Here is an 18482-nt window from a genome sequence, read left to right as displayed (position 1 = left end):
GCTCGCCGCGGCTTCAGCCCAGCAGGTTCACCGGCTTGAGCAGGTCGGCGACGATGAGCAGAGCGCCCATCCCGATCATCAGCACCGCCACCACGACGGTGAGCGGGACCAGACGTGTCGCGTCGACCGGCTTCGGCTGACGGCGACCGGTGAGCTTGGCCCAGGTGCGCTTGAGCCCCTCCCAGAGCGCGACGACGATGTGGCCGCCATCCAGCGGCAGCAGCGGGATGAGGTTGAACACGAACAGCGCGATGTTCAGCGCGCCGAGCAGGTAGAGCAGAGTGCTGAGCCTGTTCACCACCGGGCTGTCGGTGACCGCGACCTCGCCTGCGAGCCGGCCGACGCCGACGACGCTGAGCGGGCCGTTCGGGTCGCGCTCCGCGCCGGTGAAGACCGTCTGCGCGACGTCCCACATCTTCTGCGGCAGGGTGACGATCATCGACGCGACGCCTCCCACCTGCTGCGCCGTCATCTGCACGCCGGTGCCGATCGGCTGCTGCACATAGGCGAGCTGCGAGGTGATGCCCGCGTAGCCGACCTCGTTCATCACCGGATCGCCGTTCTCGTCCACGACGGGCTGCCCGTTCGCATCCACTTCCTGGCGCTGCGCCGGAACCGGCGTGAGCGTCGTCTCGACCTGCTCGCCGTCGCGCTCCACGACCACCGGGAGCGACTCCCCCGGGGATGCCTGGATGATGGCGGACGCCTCCGCGAAGGTGTCCACCTCCTCGCCGTCGACGCTCAGCAGCACGTCGCCGGGCTGGATACCCGCCTCGGCCGCGGGTGCCGTCGGGTCACCGGGCTCACAGGTCGTCTGGCTCGTCCCGGCCGGGAGCACGCACTCGCTCACCGAGGCGACGGTCGTCGTGGCCTGCTGGATGCCGATGCCCGAGGCGACCACGGTGAAGATCAGCACGCCGAGGACGAGGTTCATGAACGGCCCGCCGAACATCACGATGATCCGCTTCCACACCGGAAGCTTGTAGAACACGCGGTCCTCGGCTCCCTCCGCGATCGTCTCGTCGTTGGCGGAACGGGCATCCTGCACCAGCTTCGAGAACAGGCCGGTGGCCCTGCCGGTGTCCTTGGACGGCGGGTACATGCCCGACATCGAGATGAAGCCGCCCAGAGGGAGCGCCTTGACGCCGTACTCGGTCTCACCGATCTGCTTCGACCACAGCCGCGGCCCGAAGCCGATCATGTACTGGCCGACGCGCACGCCGAAGAGCTTCGCGGGCACGAGATGCCCGATCTCGTGCAATCCGATGGACAGCGCGAGACCGATCAGCATGAACAGGATGCCGCCCAGGTACAGCAGGATTTCCACCAGATCACCGTACTGGCCGCGGCGAGGAATCCGCTGTGACCCGGAAGGGGTGGGAGACTGGAACCGCCATGGCCACTGCACCCGCCTCCGCTCCCCTGCCCCCCGTCCTGCGTCCGGAGAACCCGCCGCACCGGTCGCTCTCCGATCTCGCCGAGCGCTTCGGCCTCGGCGTCCGAGGGGATCTCGGCGCCCAGACGATCACGGGAATCACGCTCGCCACCGCAGATCTGCGCGCGGGCGAGGTGTTCGTGGGCATCCACGGTGCGCGCCGGCACGGTGCCGAGTTCGCGGGCCAGGCCGCCGAGCAGGGCGCCGTCGCGATCCTCACCGACGCCGAGGGCGCGGAGATCGCCGCTCCGAGCGGACTTCCCTTGCTGATCGCCGACGACCCCCGTGCCGTGCTCGGCGCGATCAGCGCCTGGCTGTACGGCACCGACGCCGACATGCCGACGCTGCTTGCCGTCACCGGGACGAACGGGAAGACGAGCACGGCGCACGTGCTCGAAGCGATCCTCGACCAGATCGGCGTCGTGACCGGCCTCAGCTCGACGGCCGAGAGGCACATCGCGGGGCAGACCATCGTCTCTCGACTCACGACGCCGGAATCCTCCGAGCTGCACGCGCTTCTCGCGCTCATGCGCGAGCGCGATGTCGCGGCCGTCGCCGTCGAGGTCAGCGCCCAGGCACTGTCGCGGCACCGCGTGGACGGGCTCCTGTTCGACGTCGCGGGTTTCACCAACCTCACCCACGACCATCTCGACGACTACGGCGACCTGGAGACCTATCTCGAGGCCAAGCTCGCCCTGTTCCGCCCTGACCGCGCCCGGCGCGGGGTGGTCTGCGTGGACACCGCATCCGGCCGGGAGGTCGTCGCACGTTCACAGATCCCGGTGGTCACCGTCGGCGCGCCGCAGCTGGCGCAGGATGCGGATGCCGCGGCCGACGCCGACTGGATCGTCCGCATCGACGAGGAGACGCAGCGCGCCACGACGTTCACCGTCCGCGCGCCCGGCGGCGACGAGATCAGCACGACGATCCCCGTGATCGGAGCGCACATGGCGGCCAACACCGGGCTCGCCATCGCCATGCTCGTCGAGGCCGGTTACGACTTCGACAGGATCGCGGCGGTGCTCGAGCGCGACGGCGGAGTCCGGGCGGTGCTCCCCGGCCGCACCGAGATCGTCTCCGGCGAGCAGGGGCCCGTCGTCTACGTCGACTTCTCGCACACGCCGGACTCTTTCGAGAAGACCCTCGCCGCCGTGCGCAAGGTCACCCCCGGCCGGGTGCTGATGATGTTCGGCGCCTCCGGCAACCGGGACACGCTCAAGCGGCCGATCATGGGGCGCGTCGCCGCCGAAGGCGCCGACGTCGTCATCGTCACCGATCACCACCCCCGCTACGAGGAGGCCGCACCGATCCGCGCCGCGCTACTGGACGGTGCCCGCTCTGCGGGGACGGATGCCGAGATCATCGAGGTCGCCGCTCCCGAGGAGGCGATCCGCGCCGCGGTGAGCATGACCGGCGAGGGCGACGCGATCCTGTGGGCCGGCCCCGGTCATCAGGACTACCGCGAGATCAACGGGGTCCGCACCCCGTTCTCCGCACGCGCTCTCGCCCGCCAGGCGCTGCAGGATGCCGGCTGGCCGGTGCCCGACCCCCGCTGACCGTTCCGGTCGCCACCGATGCGGGTGCAGGCGCATCACCACCCGCAACGAGTGAGACCGGAACCGAAGGGTCAGGATGCGGCGATGAGGGTGTCGGCCTTCGCGCGGGCCCAGGTCTCGGCATCCGCGAGCGATTCGATGGTGAGCTGCTCCGGCGGCTCGTGCGCGTCGACCACGGCGGCGATCGTGTCGACGATCCCGAGGAACGACAGCCGTCCCTCATGGAAGGCGTCCACGGCCTGCTCGTTCGCGGCGTTGTAGACCGCCGGGAAGGTCGCTCCGGCGCGACCGACCTGCTTCGCGAGGGCCACCGAGGGGAACGCCACGTCGTCGAGCGGCTCGAACGTCCAGCTGGTGGCCTGCCGCCAGTCCAGCGGCCGCCCCACTCCGCCGACCCGGTGCGGCCAGTCCAACCCCAGCGAGATGGGCAGCCGCATGTCCGGCGGGGATGCCTGGGCGATCGTGGACCCGTCGACGAATTCGACCATCGAGTGCACGATCGACTGCGGATGCACGACCACCTCGATGTCGTCATAGGCGACGTCGAACAGCAGGTGCGCCTCGATCACCTCGAGGCCCTTGTTCACCAGGGTCGAGGAGTTCGTCGTCACCATGCGCCCCATGTCCCAGGTGGGATGCGCGAGTGCCTCCGCCGGGGCGACGTCCGCCATCTGCGCGCGGCTGCGCCCGCGGAACGGACCGCCGGATGCGGTGACGATCAGCCGCCGCACCTCGCCGTGCTCCCCCGATCTCAGCGCCTGCGCAATCGCGGAGTGCTCGGAGTCGACAGGGACGATCTGGCCTTCTGCAGCCGCGGACCGCACGAGTGCACCGCCGACGATCAGTGACTCCTTGTTCGCCAGCGCCAGGGTGCGCCCCGCCTTCAGAGCCGCGAGCGTGGACCCCAGCCCGATCGAGCCCGTGATCGCGTTGAGCACCACGTCGGCTTCGACGTCGCGCACCAGCTGCTCGGCCTCCTCCGCGCCGAGTGCGGTGTGCTCGAGCCGGAACTCGGATGCCTGCTCCGCCAGCATCTCGGCGTTCGATCCGGCGGCGATGCCGACCAGCTCGAACCGCCGCGGATTCGCACGGATCACATCCAGAGCCTGGGTGCCGATGGAGCCTGTTGAGCCGAGGACGAGGATGCGACGCATGCTGTCAGCCTATTGCGCGCTCCTGCGCCTCACTTCTCCATCGGCGTCGCGCCGATGATGTCGACGACGAAGACCAGGGTCTCCTTCTGCAGCTCGTGGCCCTCGGATGCTCCGTAGCCGTCCTTCGGCGGGATCTCGGCGATGACCTGAGAGCCGACCTTCTGACCGATCAGCGCCTTCTGGAATCCAGTGACGACCCCGGTCGCGGGGAACTGGGACGGGTACGCGTCGCGGCTCCACGTGGAGTCGAACTCCTTGCCGTCGCTCCACTTCACGCCGCGGTACTGCACGGTCACCAGGTCGTTCTCGGTGACGGTGGCGCCGTCGCCCTGCTTGAGCTGCCCGATCTGCGTCTCGGCGGGCGGGTCGCTCTTGGGGATGGTGATGGTGGGTTCGCCGTCCTTCCCGAGCTTCACGGTCGCCATGCCGGCCGGCGGGTCGACCTCCTCGCCGGTGGCGACGGTCGGCAGCTTCTCGAGGGTCTGCACGTAGAGCACGACCGACGGCTGCCCCTCGCCGAGCTTCTCGCCGGGGATCGCGAGGACGGCCTCGGAGCCGATCGGCATGCACTCGGTCGCGATCACGAAGATGGACGACTGGGTGAAGTCGTACAGCTGCTGCTGCTGGTTGGGGTTCAGCAGCACCGGCAGCACGCCCTCCGGCCCGCGCTCCGAGGTCCCGAGCACGTTGCTCTCGCCGGATTCGATCAGCTGGTACCGCACGGAGATGAAGTCGGTCGGGGCGATGTCCTTGCCGTCGCCCTCCTTCACGATGGTGCGCTCGACGTCGGCGAACTTCGCGTCCTTCGGCACGGTGACCTTGGCATCCAGCCCGGAACCCTCGACAGTGACCGAGTCGGAGGTCGCACCGGGCTGGGTGTCCAGAACACAGGTCGCCGAGCTCTTGGTGGGCGTCGGCGTCGAGCCGGCATCCGGGGAACCCGAGCAGCCGGCCAGGATCAGGGTCGCCGCGGCGACGGTGGACAGCAGGGCGAGCGGACGCAGGCGCACGGTGAGACCTCGTGATCGAGAACAGGGGACGTCTCATCTTCCCTCATCCGCTTAGGCCGCGGCTGAGTACCCTCATTCCGCCGCGGGCATGAACCCTTCGATAATCTGTGCTGATGACCTCTGAGCAGTCGCCGGACCCCGAATCGGCATCTGAGCAGACGAACGCACCCCGCAGGGCGGGCTTCGCCTACGCCTTCGGCCGCATGCTGATCACGCCGCTCGCGCGCATGGTCTACCGCCCCAGGGTGGAGGGTCGCGAGAACGTCCCGAAGGACGGCCCGGTGATCTTCGCCAGCAATCATCTGTCGTTCATCGACTCGATCGCCATCCCGGTGGCCGCTCCCCGCCCCGTCCACTTCCTCGCCAAGTCGAGCTACTTCGAGGGCACGGGCTTCAGAGGCGCGCTGTCTCGGATCTTCTTCACCTCGATCGGAGCCATCCCCGTCCGCCGCGGCGCAGGACAGGCGGCCCTCGACGCCCTCGACCAGCAGAAGCAGCTGCTCGACGACGGCTTGACCGTGGCGCTCTACCCCGAGGGCACGCGCTCCGACGACGGCCGCCTGTACAAGGGACGCACGGGCGTCGCGTTCCTTGCCCTGGAGACCGGGGCCCCGGTCGTGCCCGTGGGACTGATCGGCACCGACCGCATGATGCCGCGCGGCGCGAAGATGCCGTCGCTGCGAGTGCGGGTGACGGTGAAGTTCGGCGAGCCGCTCGACCTGAGCACGCACGGCGCGGCCTCCAGCGGCAGGGCCCGGCGCCAGGCCACCGACGACATCATGGCTGCCATCCACGCGCTCTCGGGCCAGGAGCTCGCCGGCGTCTACAACGAGCCGCCTGCCCACACCCCGATCGAGAAGATCAAGCAGGCGCTGCCGCACGAGCGACGATGATCCCGCTCACCCGACAGTCACGGTCGCTTCGTGGTGCACCGGGAAGTTCACCGAGTTGGCGATGAAGCACCATTCGTGCGCCTGATGGTGCGCCTGCTGCGCGGCCTCGATCATGGATGCGTCCGCGACCGTCACCTGCGGCCGCAGCACGACCTCCGTGAACGCGCCTCCGCCCCGCCCGTCCTCGCGCATCACACCGCTCGCCTCGTCGCGGTACGAGGTCACGACCACGCCGGCGACGACGCAGGCGTGCAGGTACGACAGCAGGTGGCACTCGGAGAGGGATGCCACCAGCAGATCCTCGGGGTTCCACCGCGACGTGTCGCCGCGGAACGGCTTGTCGGAGGAGGCCAGCAGTTCGGGTTTGCCGTCGACCTGGAGTGTGACGTCCCTGCGGTAATCGCGATAGCCGCTGGTGCCTGTGCCGAGGTTGCCGGTCCAGGTGGTCGTCAGCGCGTAGTGGTGTTCTCCGATTGGCATGGCAACAGTCTGGCACGGTGTCCGCACGTCATAAGCTGGAAGACGTGCTCGAGACCCTCACCTCCCAGGATTCCGTGGAACTGGCCGTCGTCGAACGCAGCGGATTCATCGAATCCCGCCATGCCGGCGCGGCTGTCGTACTCTCCCCCGACGGCGAGGTGATCTCGCAGCACGGCAACGCCGATGCGCTGATCCTGCCGCGGTCGAGCATGAAGCCCCTGCAGGCGGTCGCCTGCGTCACGGCGGGCGCCGCGTTGGAGGGCGAGCAGCTCGCGATGAGCACCGCCAGCCACACGGGCACCGATCGGCACGTCGAGGTCGTGCGCGAGATGCTCGTCGCCGGGGGCCTCACCGAGGACGACCTGGCCTGCCCGCCGTCTTGGCCCGGCGACTCCGACACGCGACGCGAGATGACCCGGGACCACGCCGAGCCGAGCCGCATCCGGATGAACTGCTCCGGCAAGCACGCGGCGATGCTGCGCGCCTGCGTGGCGACCGGCTGGCCCACCGAGGGTTATCTGGATCCGGCGCATCCGCTGCAGGTGCACATCCGCGAGACGGTCGAGCGGTTGACCGGCGCGAAGGTCGCGCACACCGCCATCGACGGATGCGGCGCCCCCGTGCACGCCGTGACCCTCGTGGGGCTGGCCCGCAGCATCCACCGGATCGGCACCGCCTCTGACCGCTCCCCGTTCGCTCTGCATCGCGTCGCCGGTGCGCTCGTGCGCGCCGTGCGGCAGAACCCCTGGACGATCGCCGGCCCGGAGCACCAGGACACGATCGCGATCGAGCGGCTCGGGGTCTTCGCCAAGCACGGCGCGGAGGGCGTGATGGCGATGGTGGCCCCCGACGGCACGACGGTCGCGCTGAAGATGCTGGACGGAAACGGCCGCGCGGCGGCGATCGTCGCGGCAACGCTGCTCGCGCGCGCCGGAGCGGTGACCGAAGCGGATGTCGCGGCGCTGGCCGCCGATCTGCCCCTGGTCGTGCACGGCGGAGGGGTGCCGGTGGGCACCATCCGTCCCGGGGCGGGGATCTGAGCCGTCAGTCCGGCGCGCCCGGCAGCAGCACGCGCCGCGGCGCGCTCCCCTGCAGCGTGACCCACGCCCTTCCCGCGTGCACGCGTGCGAACGGCGGCAGTGTGCGCACTCCGGCGAGCTGACGCAGTTCGCTCGGGCACTCGGCGGCGATCAGCAGCTCGCCCTCCGCGCGGACGCGCTGTGTGAGCGCCCAGTTCATCCGCCACTCCTCCGGGTCGGCGACCACGATGACCGGTGCGTCGGATGCCCGCGCGTCTGTCAGGAGTTCGCCGATGCCGATCACCCGATGCCCCGGATGCGCGGCGCGCAGAAGATCCGCCACCTGACGCACGGCCTGCGTCACCACACCGCTGAGGGTGGATGCCGGTCGCCATCGCGGCGTGCCCGGTCTCACGTCCGCGGCCCTCCGACCCTCCTCGACCCAGCACAGCTGCACTTCGCGGCCGCCGATCCGCGCCCGCCCGGCGGGCCGGTCCCGTCGGAACCCGTCGGACTCGCCCCCGGCCGCGAGATGCTCGACCTTGCCGGCCAGGCGCAGCACGGCTCTGCGCGGCAGCCCGTCGACGACACGACTCACAGCGCTCGACGTTCGCGACACGGTCACGACCGCGGGGACCGCGCGCACCAGCTGCTCCCAGGCGGAGATGAACTCCTGGGCGTACTCGGGCGGGTACGCGGCGGCCAGCAGGTCGAGATCGTCGCAGAGCACCAGCGGCGGCCGATCGGCGCCCGCGAGAAGGCCCTGCACGGCGTCCCAGGCGCTCTCGGCAGGCGCCGGGATCGTCATCGCATCGGGCTGCTGAGCAGCCAGAAGGCGCAGCACGCTGGTCTTTCCCGAGCCCGACCCGCCGATGACCGCCAGGCCGCGACCCGGCTCGAGGAGCTCCACGGGCTGGCTCTGTCGGTCCGGTTCATCCGCGACGCCGAGCACGAGGCCCTGTCTGTGGCGCCGACCGCCCTCCCTCGTGGAACTCACGTCATGCAGTGCGAGCCGCTCCGGGAGGGCGGGCAGCCACGGGCTGCGCGGGCGTTCATCCGTCGCCCACCGCAGGGATGCCGCTCGCACATCAGCCGCGCTGGTCAGCGCGATCCGCGCACAGACCGCCTCCGCGTCCTGCGGGCGCCGCACGAACGCCAGCCCGCGCGACTCCGGCCCGCCCGGCACCGTCGCGGCCGCATCGGAGCCGAGCACGAGGCGGCTGTCCGCCGCATCCGCCACACGCAGGCTGACGCGCAGCGGACAGTTCGCCGCGAGGGCATCACGGATCACCCCGGCGGCGCGCTGCGTGCCGAGAACGAGATGCATGCCGAGGGCGCGCCCGCGCGCCGCGACATCCGTGAACACGGCACCGAGATCCGCATGCTCCTGCAGCAACGCGGCGAACTCGTCGATCACGATCACGAGACGCGGCAGCGACGGGAGCTCGCGGATGTCGCGCACTCCGGCCTCGGCCAGCGCCCGCTCCCGGCGGCGCAGCTCGGCGGTCAGGCTCTCCACGCCGCGGCGGGCGCCCTCGTCGTCGAGGTCGGTGATCACCGCGGCGACCTGAGGCAGTTCACGAAGCGGATCGAAGGCCGTGCCGCCCTTGAAATCCGCGAGCACGAAGTTGACGTGTGCCGGGCCGTAGACACCGGCCATCGCCGTCACCCACGAGACCAGGAGTTCGCTCTTGCCCGTGCCCGTCATCCCCGTGACGATGGCGTGCGGGCCGTCCTCCACCAGGTCCACGACGACATCGCCGCGCCCGCTGCGTCCCAGCGCGGCGGCGAGTCCGGTTCCGCCTTCCGGCACCGCATCGAGTTCGTGCAGCGCCACCCGCTCCGGCGGCTCGGTCGCGTCTTCGCCACGGGCGGCGCTGTCGGCGGCGATGGCACGCGCCTGTGCGAGGGAGACGCCTTCGACGACGAGCTCCTGGACGCCGTCGGGCGTGCGGAGCCGGGCCCGGGTCGGGTCCGTGCAGTCCAGCACGGCGGTGACCCCGTCAGGTGGCTCCGTCCCCGGGGCGCACAGCGATATCCGCGCATCGCCGGTGTCGTCGGCGGCGGCGCCGACGACCACACGGAAGGCGGAGCGCCTCACGCTGCTCGCGTGCGGAAGCTCGGCGAGCCCGAGCTCATCGAGCCCGTCCCCGAGCAGGGCCAGCTGCGACGGCGCGAACCGGAGGCAGAGCTGCACGATCAGCGCGCGCAGCACGGCCGCGCCGATCGGCTCCGGTGCTCGCACGCAGACGCCGCGACCGATGGGCACTGTCACCGGGGCGTCTTCCAGTCGCGATGCGCGCTCGCGGAACGCCCTGGCACGATCGTCATCACCGCCGCTCGCCCGCACGCCGCTCTCGCGCACGCCGTGCCCCAGGACCAGCGGGGTGTCCGCCGCGGGCGGCTCCGGACCGCGCAGGGGCTGTTCTCTCAGGCATGCGGCGGCGTCGGGATTCCGTCGCCACATCCCCGCGCGCTCCGCGGCCTGCAGATCGAGCAGCTCGGCATCCGCACGTCGCCAGGCGATGTCGGCTTCCGCCTCGCCGCGCCGCCGATCCCGCCGCCTGGTTCGGATGCCGTCGAGGAACGATGCGAGGAGCATGAGCGGGCCGAGTGCCGCGAAGCAGAGCGCGAACAGCGAGCCGGTGACCGCCCAGAGAACCACCCCTGCAGCGACGGGAACGGTGGCCGCGAGCAACGGCAGGGACGGGCGACTCGGTGGCGCCGGCGAGGGCGGCAGCACGATCGTGGTGGCTTCCATGGCACCATCACAGCGCACGCCACAGCCTGGGACAGGGCTGTCCACAGCCCGATCCGGTCAGACGGCGGAAACGTCTTCTGTGGAGGACGAGTCGTCGACCTGCAGCACGATCAACGTGACGTTGTCGCGTCCGCCGTTCTCCAGCGCGGCCTCGAGCATCGCGTCGACCGCTGCCCCCGGATCGGTGTGCTCGCGCAGGAAGTGCAGGATGCCGTAGTCCGTGAGCTCTTTGGTCAATCCGTCGGAGCACACCACGAACCGATCGCCGGCCTGCACGTCGACGGCGATGTAGTCCGGTGGCAGCAGTTCACTCGCACCGACCGCGCGCGTGATGACATTGCTGTACGGATGCCCTTCGGCCTCCTCCGGGCTGAGCTTGCCGGAGGAGATGAGCTCCTGCACCACGGAGTGGTCGGTGGTGATCTGCGCGAGCTTGCCCTCGCGCGCGAGATACACCCGGGAGTCGCCGATGTTCAGCACGATCCAGCGGAGCTCGTCCTCGCTTCGGTCGAGGAACAGCCCGGTCAGCGTGGTTCCGGTGCCTTCGTCCGTGGTGTCGGGGTGGGCGGCGATGTCGGCCACGGCATGGCCGAGGGCCTGCTCGATCGCCTGAGTGCCGACCTCACCGCTCTCGACGACCGCATCCAGGCGGGCGATCGTACGACTCGACGCGATCTCTCCGCCCGCATGGCCGCCCATGCCGTCCGCGACGACGAAGAGCGGATAACGCGCAAGGAACGCATCCTGATTGGTGTCGCGGCGATGCCCCTGGTCGGTGGCACCGGCCCAGGAGAGCTGCAGGGCGTCGTCGACGCGATACGTCTGCGTTGTCGTCTCAGGCACGAGGACTCTCCGAGGTGCGGGCGATGCTCCGGGTGACCCCGGAATCTGTTGCCATCGTAGTGGAACCCGGCATCACAGCCCGACTGCCGGATCCTCGGGGAGCGGGAACAAGGCGTCGATCGCCGCAAGATCCTCGGCATCCGGCTGCCAGGCCACTGCCGCTCGCACGTTCGACTCGACCTGGGCGGCCGTGGTGGCACCGGCGATGACGCTGGAGACACCCGGCTGCGCCAGCAGCCAGCCGTAAGTCGCCTCCAGCATGGTGATGCCGCGCTCGGCGCAGAACGCCGCATAGGCCTCGAGAGCGTCCCAGGGTGCGTTCTCCCAGATGAAGCGGCGCTCGTTCATGATGCGACTGCCGGAAGGGCCGCCGTCGCGGGTGAACTTGCCGGTCAGCAGGCCGTTGTGCAGCGGGAAGAACGGGAAGAAGCCGAGGCCGTACCTGCTGACCGCAGGCAGCACCTCGCGCTCGGCGCCGCGGGCCAGCAGCGAGTACTGATTCTGCGCGGAGACGAAGCGCCCGGTCGACCGGCCTCGCGCCGTGAACTCCGCCTCGGCGACCTGCCATCCGGTGAAGTTCGAATGCCCGTAGTAGCGGATCTTCCCCTCGTCGACGAGCTCGTCCAGCGCGTCGATCGTCTCGGCGATCGGCGTCTCCACGTCGGGCAGATGCAGCTGGTACAGGTCGATCCAGTCCGTCCGCAGCCGTCGCAGCGACTGCTCGACAGCGAACCGCACGTAGCGGCGCGATCCTCGCCCGCCAGGGAAGCCGTACCCCATGTCGTACTCGTGACCGAACTTCGTCGCGAGCACGACGCGATCCCGGCGCCCCTCGATCGCCTCACCGATGTAGCTCTCGCTGGTGCCGCCTCTGCCGTACATGTCGGCGGTGTCGAAGAAGAACATGCCCTGGTCGATCGCCGCGTCGATGACGACGCGGCTGCCCTGGATGGTCTCGGTCGCCGTCCCGGGCCGCCCGAAGTTGTTGCATCCGAGTCCCGCGGCTGAGACGACGAGTCCGGAGTCCCCCACGCGGCGCTGAGCGTTCACCATGTCTCCCACACTATCGGTGCGGTCGCCCCCGGACACGACGAGGGGCTCCCGTTCCGAGGAACGGGAGCCCCTCGTCGTGGGCTCAGGCCGGCGGCCGGTTGTCGTCGCCCTCCGGAGCAGCAGGCGCGTCCGGAGCATCCGCCTGCGGCTCGGCGGCCGGAGCGCCGAAGTCGATCGAGGGAGCGTCGGACTGCGGAGCGGGCTCCGGTGCCGCATCCGTCGGCGGAACCGGCGGAACCGGCGGAACCGGGGGTGCCGGCGGCGCAGGAGGCGTCGTCGGCGGCGCGGGAGGCGTCGTCGGCGCTGCGGGAACGTCCGGCGTGCTGAACGCGGGCGGGACGGGAGCACCCGCGGCAGGCGCGGCCGGGGGCGCGTAGCCCTGCGGCGGCACCGGAGCACCGGGCGCCGGAGCACCCGGGGCCGGCGGGGCGTAGCCCTGCGGCGCACCGTAGGCGGGCGCCTGCGGCGCCGCAGCGACCTGCACGGGCACGCCTTCCCACACCGTACGGTCCGCGAGGAAGCCGTTCGACGCCCAGCCTGCGGGCGCGATCGACGCGTTCCAGCGCGACTTGTCGAACGCCACGATGCCGAGCCAGACGAGGTCGAGGAAGAAGTACAGGATGACCCAGACGGCTTCCTTCTGCGTCTTCAGGCCGACGCGCCACGCGGCCAGCAGTCCGAGGACGCGTGCGGCCAGAGCGACCAGCGGCAGGATGATGAACCAGCCCAGGATCGGAATGATCGCCCCGAGGATGCCCGCACCGACCAGGTACAGCACCAGCCACGGGCTGAGGTCGCCGAGCTTGAGGAAGATCATGTAGTTGTAGACCGGCACCCACGCCCGCCACTTGCCCTGCACGCCGGCCTTCTCGAAGATCTTCATGTAGAAGAGCGAGTAGAGGATGTAGCCGCCGAAGGCGAAGATGAGGCCGATCAGCGTGGAGACGAGCGTTGCCGCTGCGTCCACCACCCCGTAATCGTCGTAGCCCATGAGGATCGAATCTCCTTGGTCGTCTGGGGCGAATGTCACCCGCCGCGAAGCGCCCGCTTCGCACAGGTCATGCTATCGGCGCGTCGCGCGCCCCGGCAATGACCATGACGGCGGGTCACGACGACCGTCATTCGTCGACGACGAGTTCCAGGATCCCTGGCTCTGTGCGCCGGAACACGATTCCGTTCCCATCGGCCCACCGCAGCAGTGCAGAGCTGTTGCCGATGCGCGGACGCGACAGCGCGAGCAGACGAACGAGTTCGCCCTTGGACTTCTTGTTGAAGTGATTCAGTGCGCGACCGGCCGGGGTGACGACGCGCACGTACTCCGACTTCACGGAGTCCGGCACGGGGCCGAGCGCCACATAGGCCTCGCTGCGCAGGTCGAGCACGAAGCGCTCCTCCCCCAGCGCCTCGCTCGTCGCAGCTGCCCAGTGCCGCCGCATCGGCGGGATGCCGGGCAGCGCGGTGCCCGCGGCGAGCCGGTAGGACGGGATCGGGTCCAGCGCGCCGACCGGACCGAACGGCGCGGAGTGCACCAGCACATGCGTGCCCAGCCAGCGCCGCGAACGCGCGTCGAGCGACCCGGCATCCAGTGCGTCGTAGAGCACGCCGGTGTACCGGTCGATCGCCGGCATGGTCGCGGCCGTGCGCAGCACACGGTTGTGCTCGACGTCACCGGCCTGCCGGTCGCTGAGCTTGAGCACTCGCTGCGCGGCCTGGGCATCCGCAGCGAGCTCGACGAGCGCATCGACGGTCGCCTCACGGGACGGCCGGAGCGACGGCAGGGCCAGGGCGCCGAGGTCCAGCGCTGCGCCCGAACCGCCGGGCCGCTTCGTCTCGGACGGTGGCAGCAGGATCCTCATGCGTTCTCCTCGGGCGCAGACGACTCCGCCCCGGAACCCTGAGCGGGAACCGGGGCGGAGTCGTGGATACGGATGTCAGGCGATCAGCGCGGCGTGTCCGGCCACGATCGTGACCTCGTCGCTCTCCATCGACAGGAACCCGTCCTGCGCGTTGGCGAGCACCTTCGTGCCGTCGAGCCCGGTGATGCGCACCTCGCCCTTGGCGAGGATCGCGAGGACCGGCTCGTGCCCGGCCATGATGCCCATCTCGCCCTCGACGGTCTTGGCGACGACGAGACTGGCCTCGCCCGACCAGATCTCCGCCTCGGCGGAGACGAGATTGACCTTCAGAGCCATGATCAGGCGTTCTCCTTCTGGATCTGCGCCCACTTCTCCTCGACGTCCGAGATCGGGCCGACGTTGAAGAAGGCCTGCTCGGCGACGTGGTCGAAGTCACCACGGGCGATCGCGTCGAACGACTCGATCGTGTCCTTCAGCGGGACGGTCGAACCCTCCACGCCGGTGAACTTCTTCGCCATGTAGGTGTTCTGCGAGAGGAACTGCTGGATCCGGCGCGCACGGGCGACGATGATCTTGTCCTCTTCGGAGAGCTCGTCGACACCGAGGATCGCGATGATCTCCTGCAGCTCCTTGTTCTTCTGCAGGATCTGCTTGACGGTCGTCGCCACGCGGTAGTGGTCCTCGCCCAGGTAGCGGGGGTCCATGATGCGCGAGGTCGAGGTCAGCGGGTCGATCGCCGGGTACAGACCCTTCGAGGCGATCTCACGGGAGAGCTCGGTGGTGGCGTCGAGGTGCGCGAACGTGGTCGCCGGAGCCGGGTCGGTGTAGTCGTCGGCCGGCACGTAGATCGCCTGCAGCGAGGTGATCGAGTGACCACGCGTCGAGGTGATGCGCTCCTGGAGCACACCCATCTCGTCGGCGAGGTTCGGCTGGTAGCCCACGGCCGACGGCATGCGGCCGAGCAGCGTCGACACCTCGGAACCCGCCTGCGTGAAGCGGAAGATGTTGTCGATGAACAGCAGCACGTCCTGCTTCTGCACGTCGCGGAAGTACTCCGCCATCGTCAGAGCCGACAGGGCCACGCGCAGACGCGTCCCCGGCGGCTCGTCCATCTGGCCGAAGACGAGGGCGGTCTTGTCGAAGACGCCCGCCTCCTCCATCTCGCCGATGAGGTCGTTGCCCTCACGGGTGCGCTCGCCGACACCGGCGAACACCGACACACCACCGTGGTCCTGCGCGACGCGCTGGATCATCTCCTGGATGAGGACGGTCTTGCCCACGCCCGCACCGCCGAACAGGCCGATCTTTCCACCCTGCACGTACGGGGTGAGGAGGTCGATCGACTTGATGCCGGTCTCGAACATCGTGGTCTTCGACTCGAGCTGGTCGAAGTTCGGGGCCTTGCGGTGGATCGGCCAGCGCTCGGTGATCTCCACCTGCTCGCCGGGCTCGCCGTTCAGGACCTCGCCGATGACGTTGAAGACCTTGCCCTTGGTGACGTCGCCGACCGGGACCGAGATCGGTGCGCCGGTGTCGCGCACCTCCTGGCCGCGGACCATGCCGTCGGTGGGCTTCAGCGAGATGGCGCGCACGAGGTCGTCGCCGAGGTGCTGAGCGACCTCGAGCGTGATCTCGGTGGACTCGTCACCGATCGTGATCGTGGTCTTGAGGGCGTTGTAGATGTCGGGGATCGAGTCGTGCGGGAACTCGATGTCGACGACCGGGCCCGTGACGCGTGCGACGCGCCCGACGACCGCGGTTGCGGCTTCAGCCGTTGCGGTGGGGGTCATATCTTCGTCTCTCTCTTGAGGCTTACTTGCTCGACGCCAGGGCGTCGGCGCCGCCGACGATCTCGGCGATCTGCTGAGTGATCTCCGCCTGACGCGCGTTGTTGCGCAGGCGGGTGTAGTCGGTGATGAGCTTGTCGGCGTTGTCGCTGGCCGACTTCATCGCCTTCTGCGTCGCGGCCTGCTTGGCGGCCGAGGACTGCAGGAGGGCGTTGAAGACGCGGCTCTGGATGTACACCGGCAGGATGGCATCCAGCACGGTCCCGGCGTCCGGCTCGAACTCGTACAGCGGGTAGACGGCGCTCCCCGCCTCCGAGGCGTCGGCCTCGGCGATCTCGAGCGGAAGCAGACGGCGTGCCGTCGGCTCCTGCGTCATCATGCTGACGAAGCGGTTGAACACCAGCACGATCTCGTCCACGCCGTTCTCGGCACCGCCGCGCAGGAAGGCCTCCTGCAGGACGTTCGCGATCTCCTCGGCGGTCTTGAACGACGGGGTGTCGGTGTCACCGATCCACTCCGCAGCCGAGGCGATGCCACGGAACTGGAAGTAGCCGACGGCCTTGCGGCCGATCAGGTAGTACACCGGCTCGCTGCCCTTGGCACGGATCTGCTCGCCCTGTTCCAGGGCCTCGCGGATCACCTGCGAGTTGAACGCACCGGCCAGGCCCCGGTCGCTCGAGAAGATCACGACCGCGGAGCGGCGGATCTGCTCGGACTCCCGAGTGAGCGGGTGGTCGACGCTGGAGTGCGTCGCGACGGCGGACACGGCCCTCGTCACGGCCTGCGCGAAGGGCGAGGACGCCTTGACGCGTGCCATCGCCTTCTGGATGCGCGAAGCCGCGATGAGTTCCATCGCCTTCGTGATCTTCTTGGTCGTCTGAGCAGAAGAGATCTTCTGCTTGTAGACCCGGAGTTGAGCGCCCATGAGTGCCTATCTCCCGCGCGTTACGCGCGACGACCCTTGACGATCTTCTCCTGGTCGACGTCACCGGCATCCTCTGCCGAGACCTGCTCGTTGCCCGGCGCGCCGAGGGACTGGCCCTTGCCGCCTGCGAACTCCAGGATGAAGGCGTCGGTCTGCTTCTCGAGCTCTGCAACGGTGTCGTCGTCGAGGACGTTGGTCTCGCGCAGCGTGTCGAGGACCTTCGTGTTGCGACGCAGGTAGTCGAGCAGCTCGCGCTCGAAGCGCAGCACGTCGGACACCTCGATGGTGTCGAGCTTGCCGTTGGTGCCGGCCCAGATCGAGACGACCTGCTCCTCCACCGGGTACGGCGAGTACTGCGGCTGCTTGAGCAGCTCGGTCAGGCGCGCGCCGCGGGCCAGCTGACGACGCGAAGCCGCGTCGAGGTCGGACGCGAACATCGCGAAGGCCTCGAGCGAACGGTACTGCGCGAGCTCGAGCTTCAGGGTTCCGGAGACCTTCTTGATCGACTTGACCTGAGCGTCACCGCCGACTCGGGAGACCGAGATGCCCACGTCGACAGCGGGACGCTGGTTGGCGTTGAACAGGTCGGACTGCAGGAAGATCTGACCGTCGGTGATCGAGATCACGTTGGTCGGAATGTACGCCGAGACGTCGTTCGCCTTGGTCTCGATGATCGGAAGACCCGTCATCGAACCGGCGCCGAGCTCGTCGGACAGCTTCGCGCAGCGCTCGAGCAGACGCGAGTGCAGGTAGAAGACGTCGCCGGGGTAGGCCTCGCGACCCGGCGGGCGGCGCAGCAGCAGGGACACGGCGCGGTACGCCTCGGCCTGCTTCGAGAGGTCGTCGAAGATGATCAGGACGTGCTTGCCGCCGTACATCCAGTGCTGGCCGATGGCCGAGCCGGTGTAGGGGGCGAGGTACTTGAAGCCCGCGGGGTCGGACGCCGGAGCGGCCACGATCGTGGTGTACTCCAGGGCGCCGGCCTCTTCCAGCGCGCCCTTGACGGAGGCGATGGTCGAGCCCTTCTGGCCGATCGCGACGTAGATGCAGCGCACCTGCTTGGTGACGTCGCCGGACTCCCAGTTCGCCTTCTGGTTGATGATCGTGTCGATCGCCAGTGCGGTCTTGCCGGTCTGGCGGTCGCCGATGATCAGCTGGCGCTGGCCGCGACCGACCGGGATCATCGCGTCGATGGCCTTGATGCCGGTCTGCAGCGGCTCGTGCACGCTCTTGCGCTGCATGACGCCGGGCGCCTGCAGCTCGAGCTCGCGGACGCCCTCGGTGGCGATGTCGCCCAGGCCGTCGATCGGGCTGCCGAGCGGGTCGACCACGCGGCCGAGGTAGCCGTCGCCGACGGGGACCGAGAGCACCTCACCGGTGCGGGTGACCTCCTGGCCGGCCTCGATGCCGGTGAAGTCGCCGAGGACGACCACACCGATCTCGTGCTCGTCCAGGTTCAGGGCGAGGCCCTTGGTGCCGTCCGCGAAGGTGACGAGCTCGTTCGCCATCACACCGGGCAGTCCCTCGACGTGCGCGATGCCGTCGGCGGCGTCGATGACGGTGCCGACCTCGGTCGCAGCGGCCGACGTGGGCTCGTAGGCGGCGGCGAAGTCCTTCAGCGCGTCACGGATGACGTCGGGGCTGATCGATAGTTCTGCCATTGTCTTCCCTTTGTATCTGGTGGCGCGGTCAGCCCGCGCAAAGTCTTGA

Annotated in this window: 16 protein-coding genes; 3 read left to right on the top strand and 13 right to left on the bottom strand. The window is 69.6% G+C overall.

Features of this window, described 5'->3' with window-relative positions; genetic code table 11:
* Positions 1 to 13: 13 nt before the first annotated feature.
* Complete coding sequence (locus DY023_RS05910; RefSeq protein WP_116241407.1) at positions 14 to 1327, bottom strand: M50 family metallopeptidase; 1314 nt, start codon at positions 1325 to 1327, stop codon at positions 14 to 16.
* Between the two features lie 68 nt (positions 1328 to 1395).
* Here DY023_RS05910 and DY023_RS05905 point away from each other — a divergent pair, with 68 nt between their 5' ends.
* Entirely contained in the window at positions 1396 to 2991 is a 1596-nt protein-coding gene (locus DY023_RS05905) for a Mur ligase family protein (protein ID WP_116241406.1), read from the top strand.
* Between the two features lie 71 nt (positions 2992 to 3062).
* On the opposite strand, the gene dxr is transcribed toward DY023_RS05905, so the two are convergent.
* Positions 3063 to 4145, bottom strand: coding sequence for a 1-deoxy-D-xylulose-5-phosphate reductoisomerase (dxr, locus tag DY023_RS05900; RefSeq protein WP_116241405.1), 1083 nt, complete (start codon positions 4143 to 4145; stop codon positions 3063 to 3065).
* Between the two features lie 29 nt (positions 4146 to 4174).
* Entirely contained in the window at positions 4175 to 5155 is a 981-nt protein-coding gene (locus tag DY023_RS05895) for an FKBP-type peptidyl-prolyl cis-trans isomerase (RefSeq protein ID WP_116241404.1), read from the bottom strand.
* A 113-nt stretch (positions 5156 to 5268) separates the two neighbouring features.
* Here DY023_RS05895 and DY023_RS05890 point away from each other — a divergent pair, with 113 nt between their 5' ends.
* Positions 5269 to 6048, top strand: coding sequence for a lysophospholipid acyltransferase family protein (locus tag DY023_RS05890; RefSeq protein ID WP_116241454.1), 780 nt, complete (start codon positions 5269 to 5271; stop codon positions 6046 to 6048).
* 6 nt (positions 6049 to 6054) lie between these two features.
* Here DY023_RS05890 and DY023_RS05885 read toward each other — a convergent pair whose 3' ends face one another.
* Positions 6055 to 6528 carry an OsmC family protein gene (locus tag DY023_RS05885; RefSeq protein ID WP_116241403.1) on the bottom strand — a complete coding sequence of 158 codons (474 nt, stop codon included), beginning with the start codon at positions 6526 to 6528 and terminating at the stop codon, positions 6055 to 6057.
* Positions 6529 to 6545: 17 nt separating this feature from the next.
* Here DY023_RS05885 and DY023_RS05880 point away from each other — a divergent pair, with 17 nt between their 5' ends.
* Positions 6546 to 7568 (top strand): asparaginase, encoded by a 1023-nt coding sequence (locus DY023_RS05880; protein WP_425453431.1) that lies wholly within the window; start codon positions 6546 to 6548, stop codon positions 7566 to 7568.
* A 4-nt stretch (positions 7569 to 7572) separates the two neighbouring features.
* Here DY023_RS05880 and DY023_RS05875 read toward each other — a convergent pair whose 3' ends face one another.
* The 9 genes from DY023_RS05875 to atpA all read right to left on the bottom strand — a co-directional run bounded on the left by DY023_RS05875 (position 7573) and on the right by atpA (position 18433).
* Positions 7573 to 10308, bottom strand: coding sequence for an FtsK/SpoIIIE domain-containing protein (locus DY023_RS05875; RefSeq protein WP_116241401.1), 2736 nt, complete (start codon positions 10306 to 10308; stop codon positions 7573 to 7575).
* A gap of 57 nt (positions 10309 to 10365) precedes the next feature.
* The gene (locus DY023_RS05870) at positions 10366 to 11151 is read right to left on the bottom strand and encodes a PP2C family protein-serine/threonine phosphatase (RefSeq protein ID WP_116241400.1); all 786 of its coding nucleotides are present in this window, start codon (positions 11149 to 11151) and stop codon (positions 10366 to 10368) included.
* A gap of 72 nt (positions 11152 to 11223) precedes the next feature.
* Entirely contained in the window at positions 11224 to 12204 is a 981-nt protein-coding gene (locus tag DY023_RS05865; RefSeq protein WP_116241399.1) for an aldo/keto reductase, read from the bottom strand.
* An 82-nt stretch (positions 12205 to 12286) separates the two neighbouring features.
* Positions 12287 to 13195, bottom strand: coding sequence for a hypothetical protein (locus DY023_RS05860; protein WP_116241398.1), 909 nt, complete (start codon positions 13193 to 13195; stop codon positions 12287 to 12289).
* 127 nt (positions 13196 to 13322) lie between these two features.
* The gene (locus DY023_RS05855; protein ID WP_116241397.1) at positions 13323 to 14060 is read right to left on the bottom strand and encodes a YaaA family protein; all 738 of its coding nucleotides are present in this window, start codon (positions 14058 to 14060) and stop codon (positions 13323 to 13325) included.
* Between the two features lie 75 nt (positions 14061 to 14135).
* On the bottom strand, positions 14136 to 14396 hold the full coding sequence (locus tag DY023_RS05850) for a F0F1 ATP synthase subunit epsilon (protein WP_116241396.1): 261 nt from the start codon (positions 14394 to 14396) through the stop codon (positions 14136 to 14138).
* A 2-nt stretch (positions 14397 to 14398) separates the two neighbouring features.
* Complete coding sequence (gene atpD / locus DY023_RS05845) at positions 14399 to 15850, bottom strand: F0F1 ATP synthase subunit beta (RefSeq protein ID WP_116241395.1); 1452 nt, start codon at positions 15848 to 15850, stop codon at positions 14399 to 14401.
* A 22-nt stretch (positions 15851 to 15872) separates the two neighbouring features.
* On the bottom strand, positions 15873 to 16772 hold the full coding sequence (locus tag DY023_RS05840) for a F0F1 ATP synthase subunit gamma (RefSeq protein ID WP_116241394.1): 900 nt from the start codon (positions 16770 to 16772) through the stop codon (positions 15873 to 15875).
* Positions 16773 to 16792: 20 nt separating this feature from the next.
* Positions 16793 to 18433 carry a F0F1 ATP synthase subunit alpha gene (gene atpA / locus DY023_RS05835; RefSeq protein WP_116241393.1) on the bottom strand — a complete coding sequence of 547 codons (1641 nt, stop codon included), beginning with the start codon at positions 18431 to 18433 and terminating at the stop codon, positions 16793 to 16795.
* Between the last annotated feature and the right edge of the window lie 49 nt (positions 18434 to 18482).

The organism is Microbacterium bovistercoris (genome assembly GCF_003387575.1).
GTDB lineage: Bacteria > Actinomycetota > Actinomycetes > Actinomycetales > Microbacteriaceae > Microbacterium > Microbacterium bovistercoris.
This window is presented reverse-complemented; position numbering and strand designations above follow the sequence as displayed.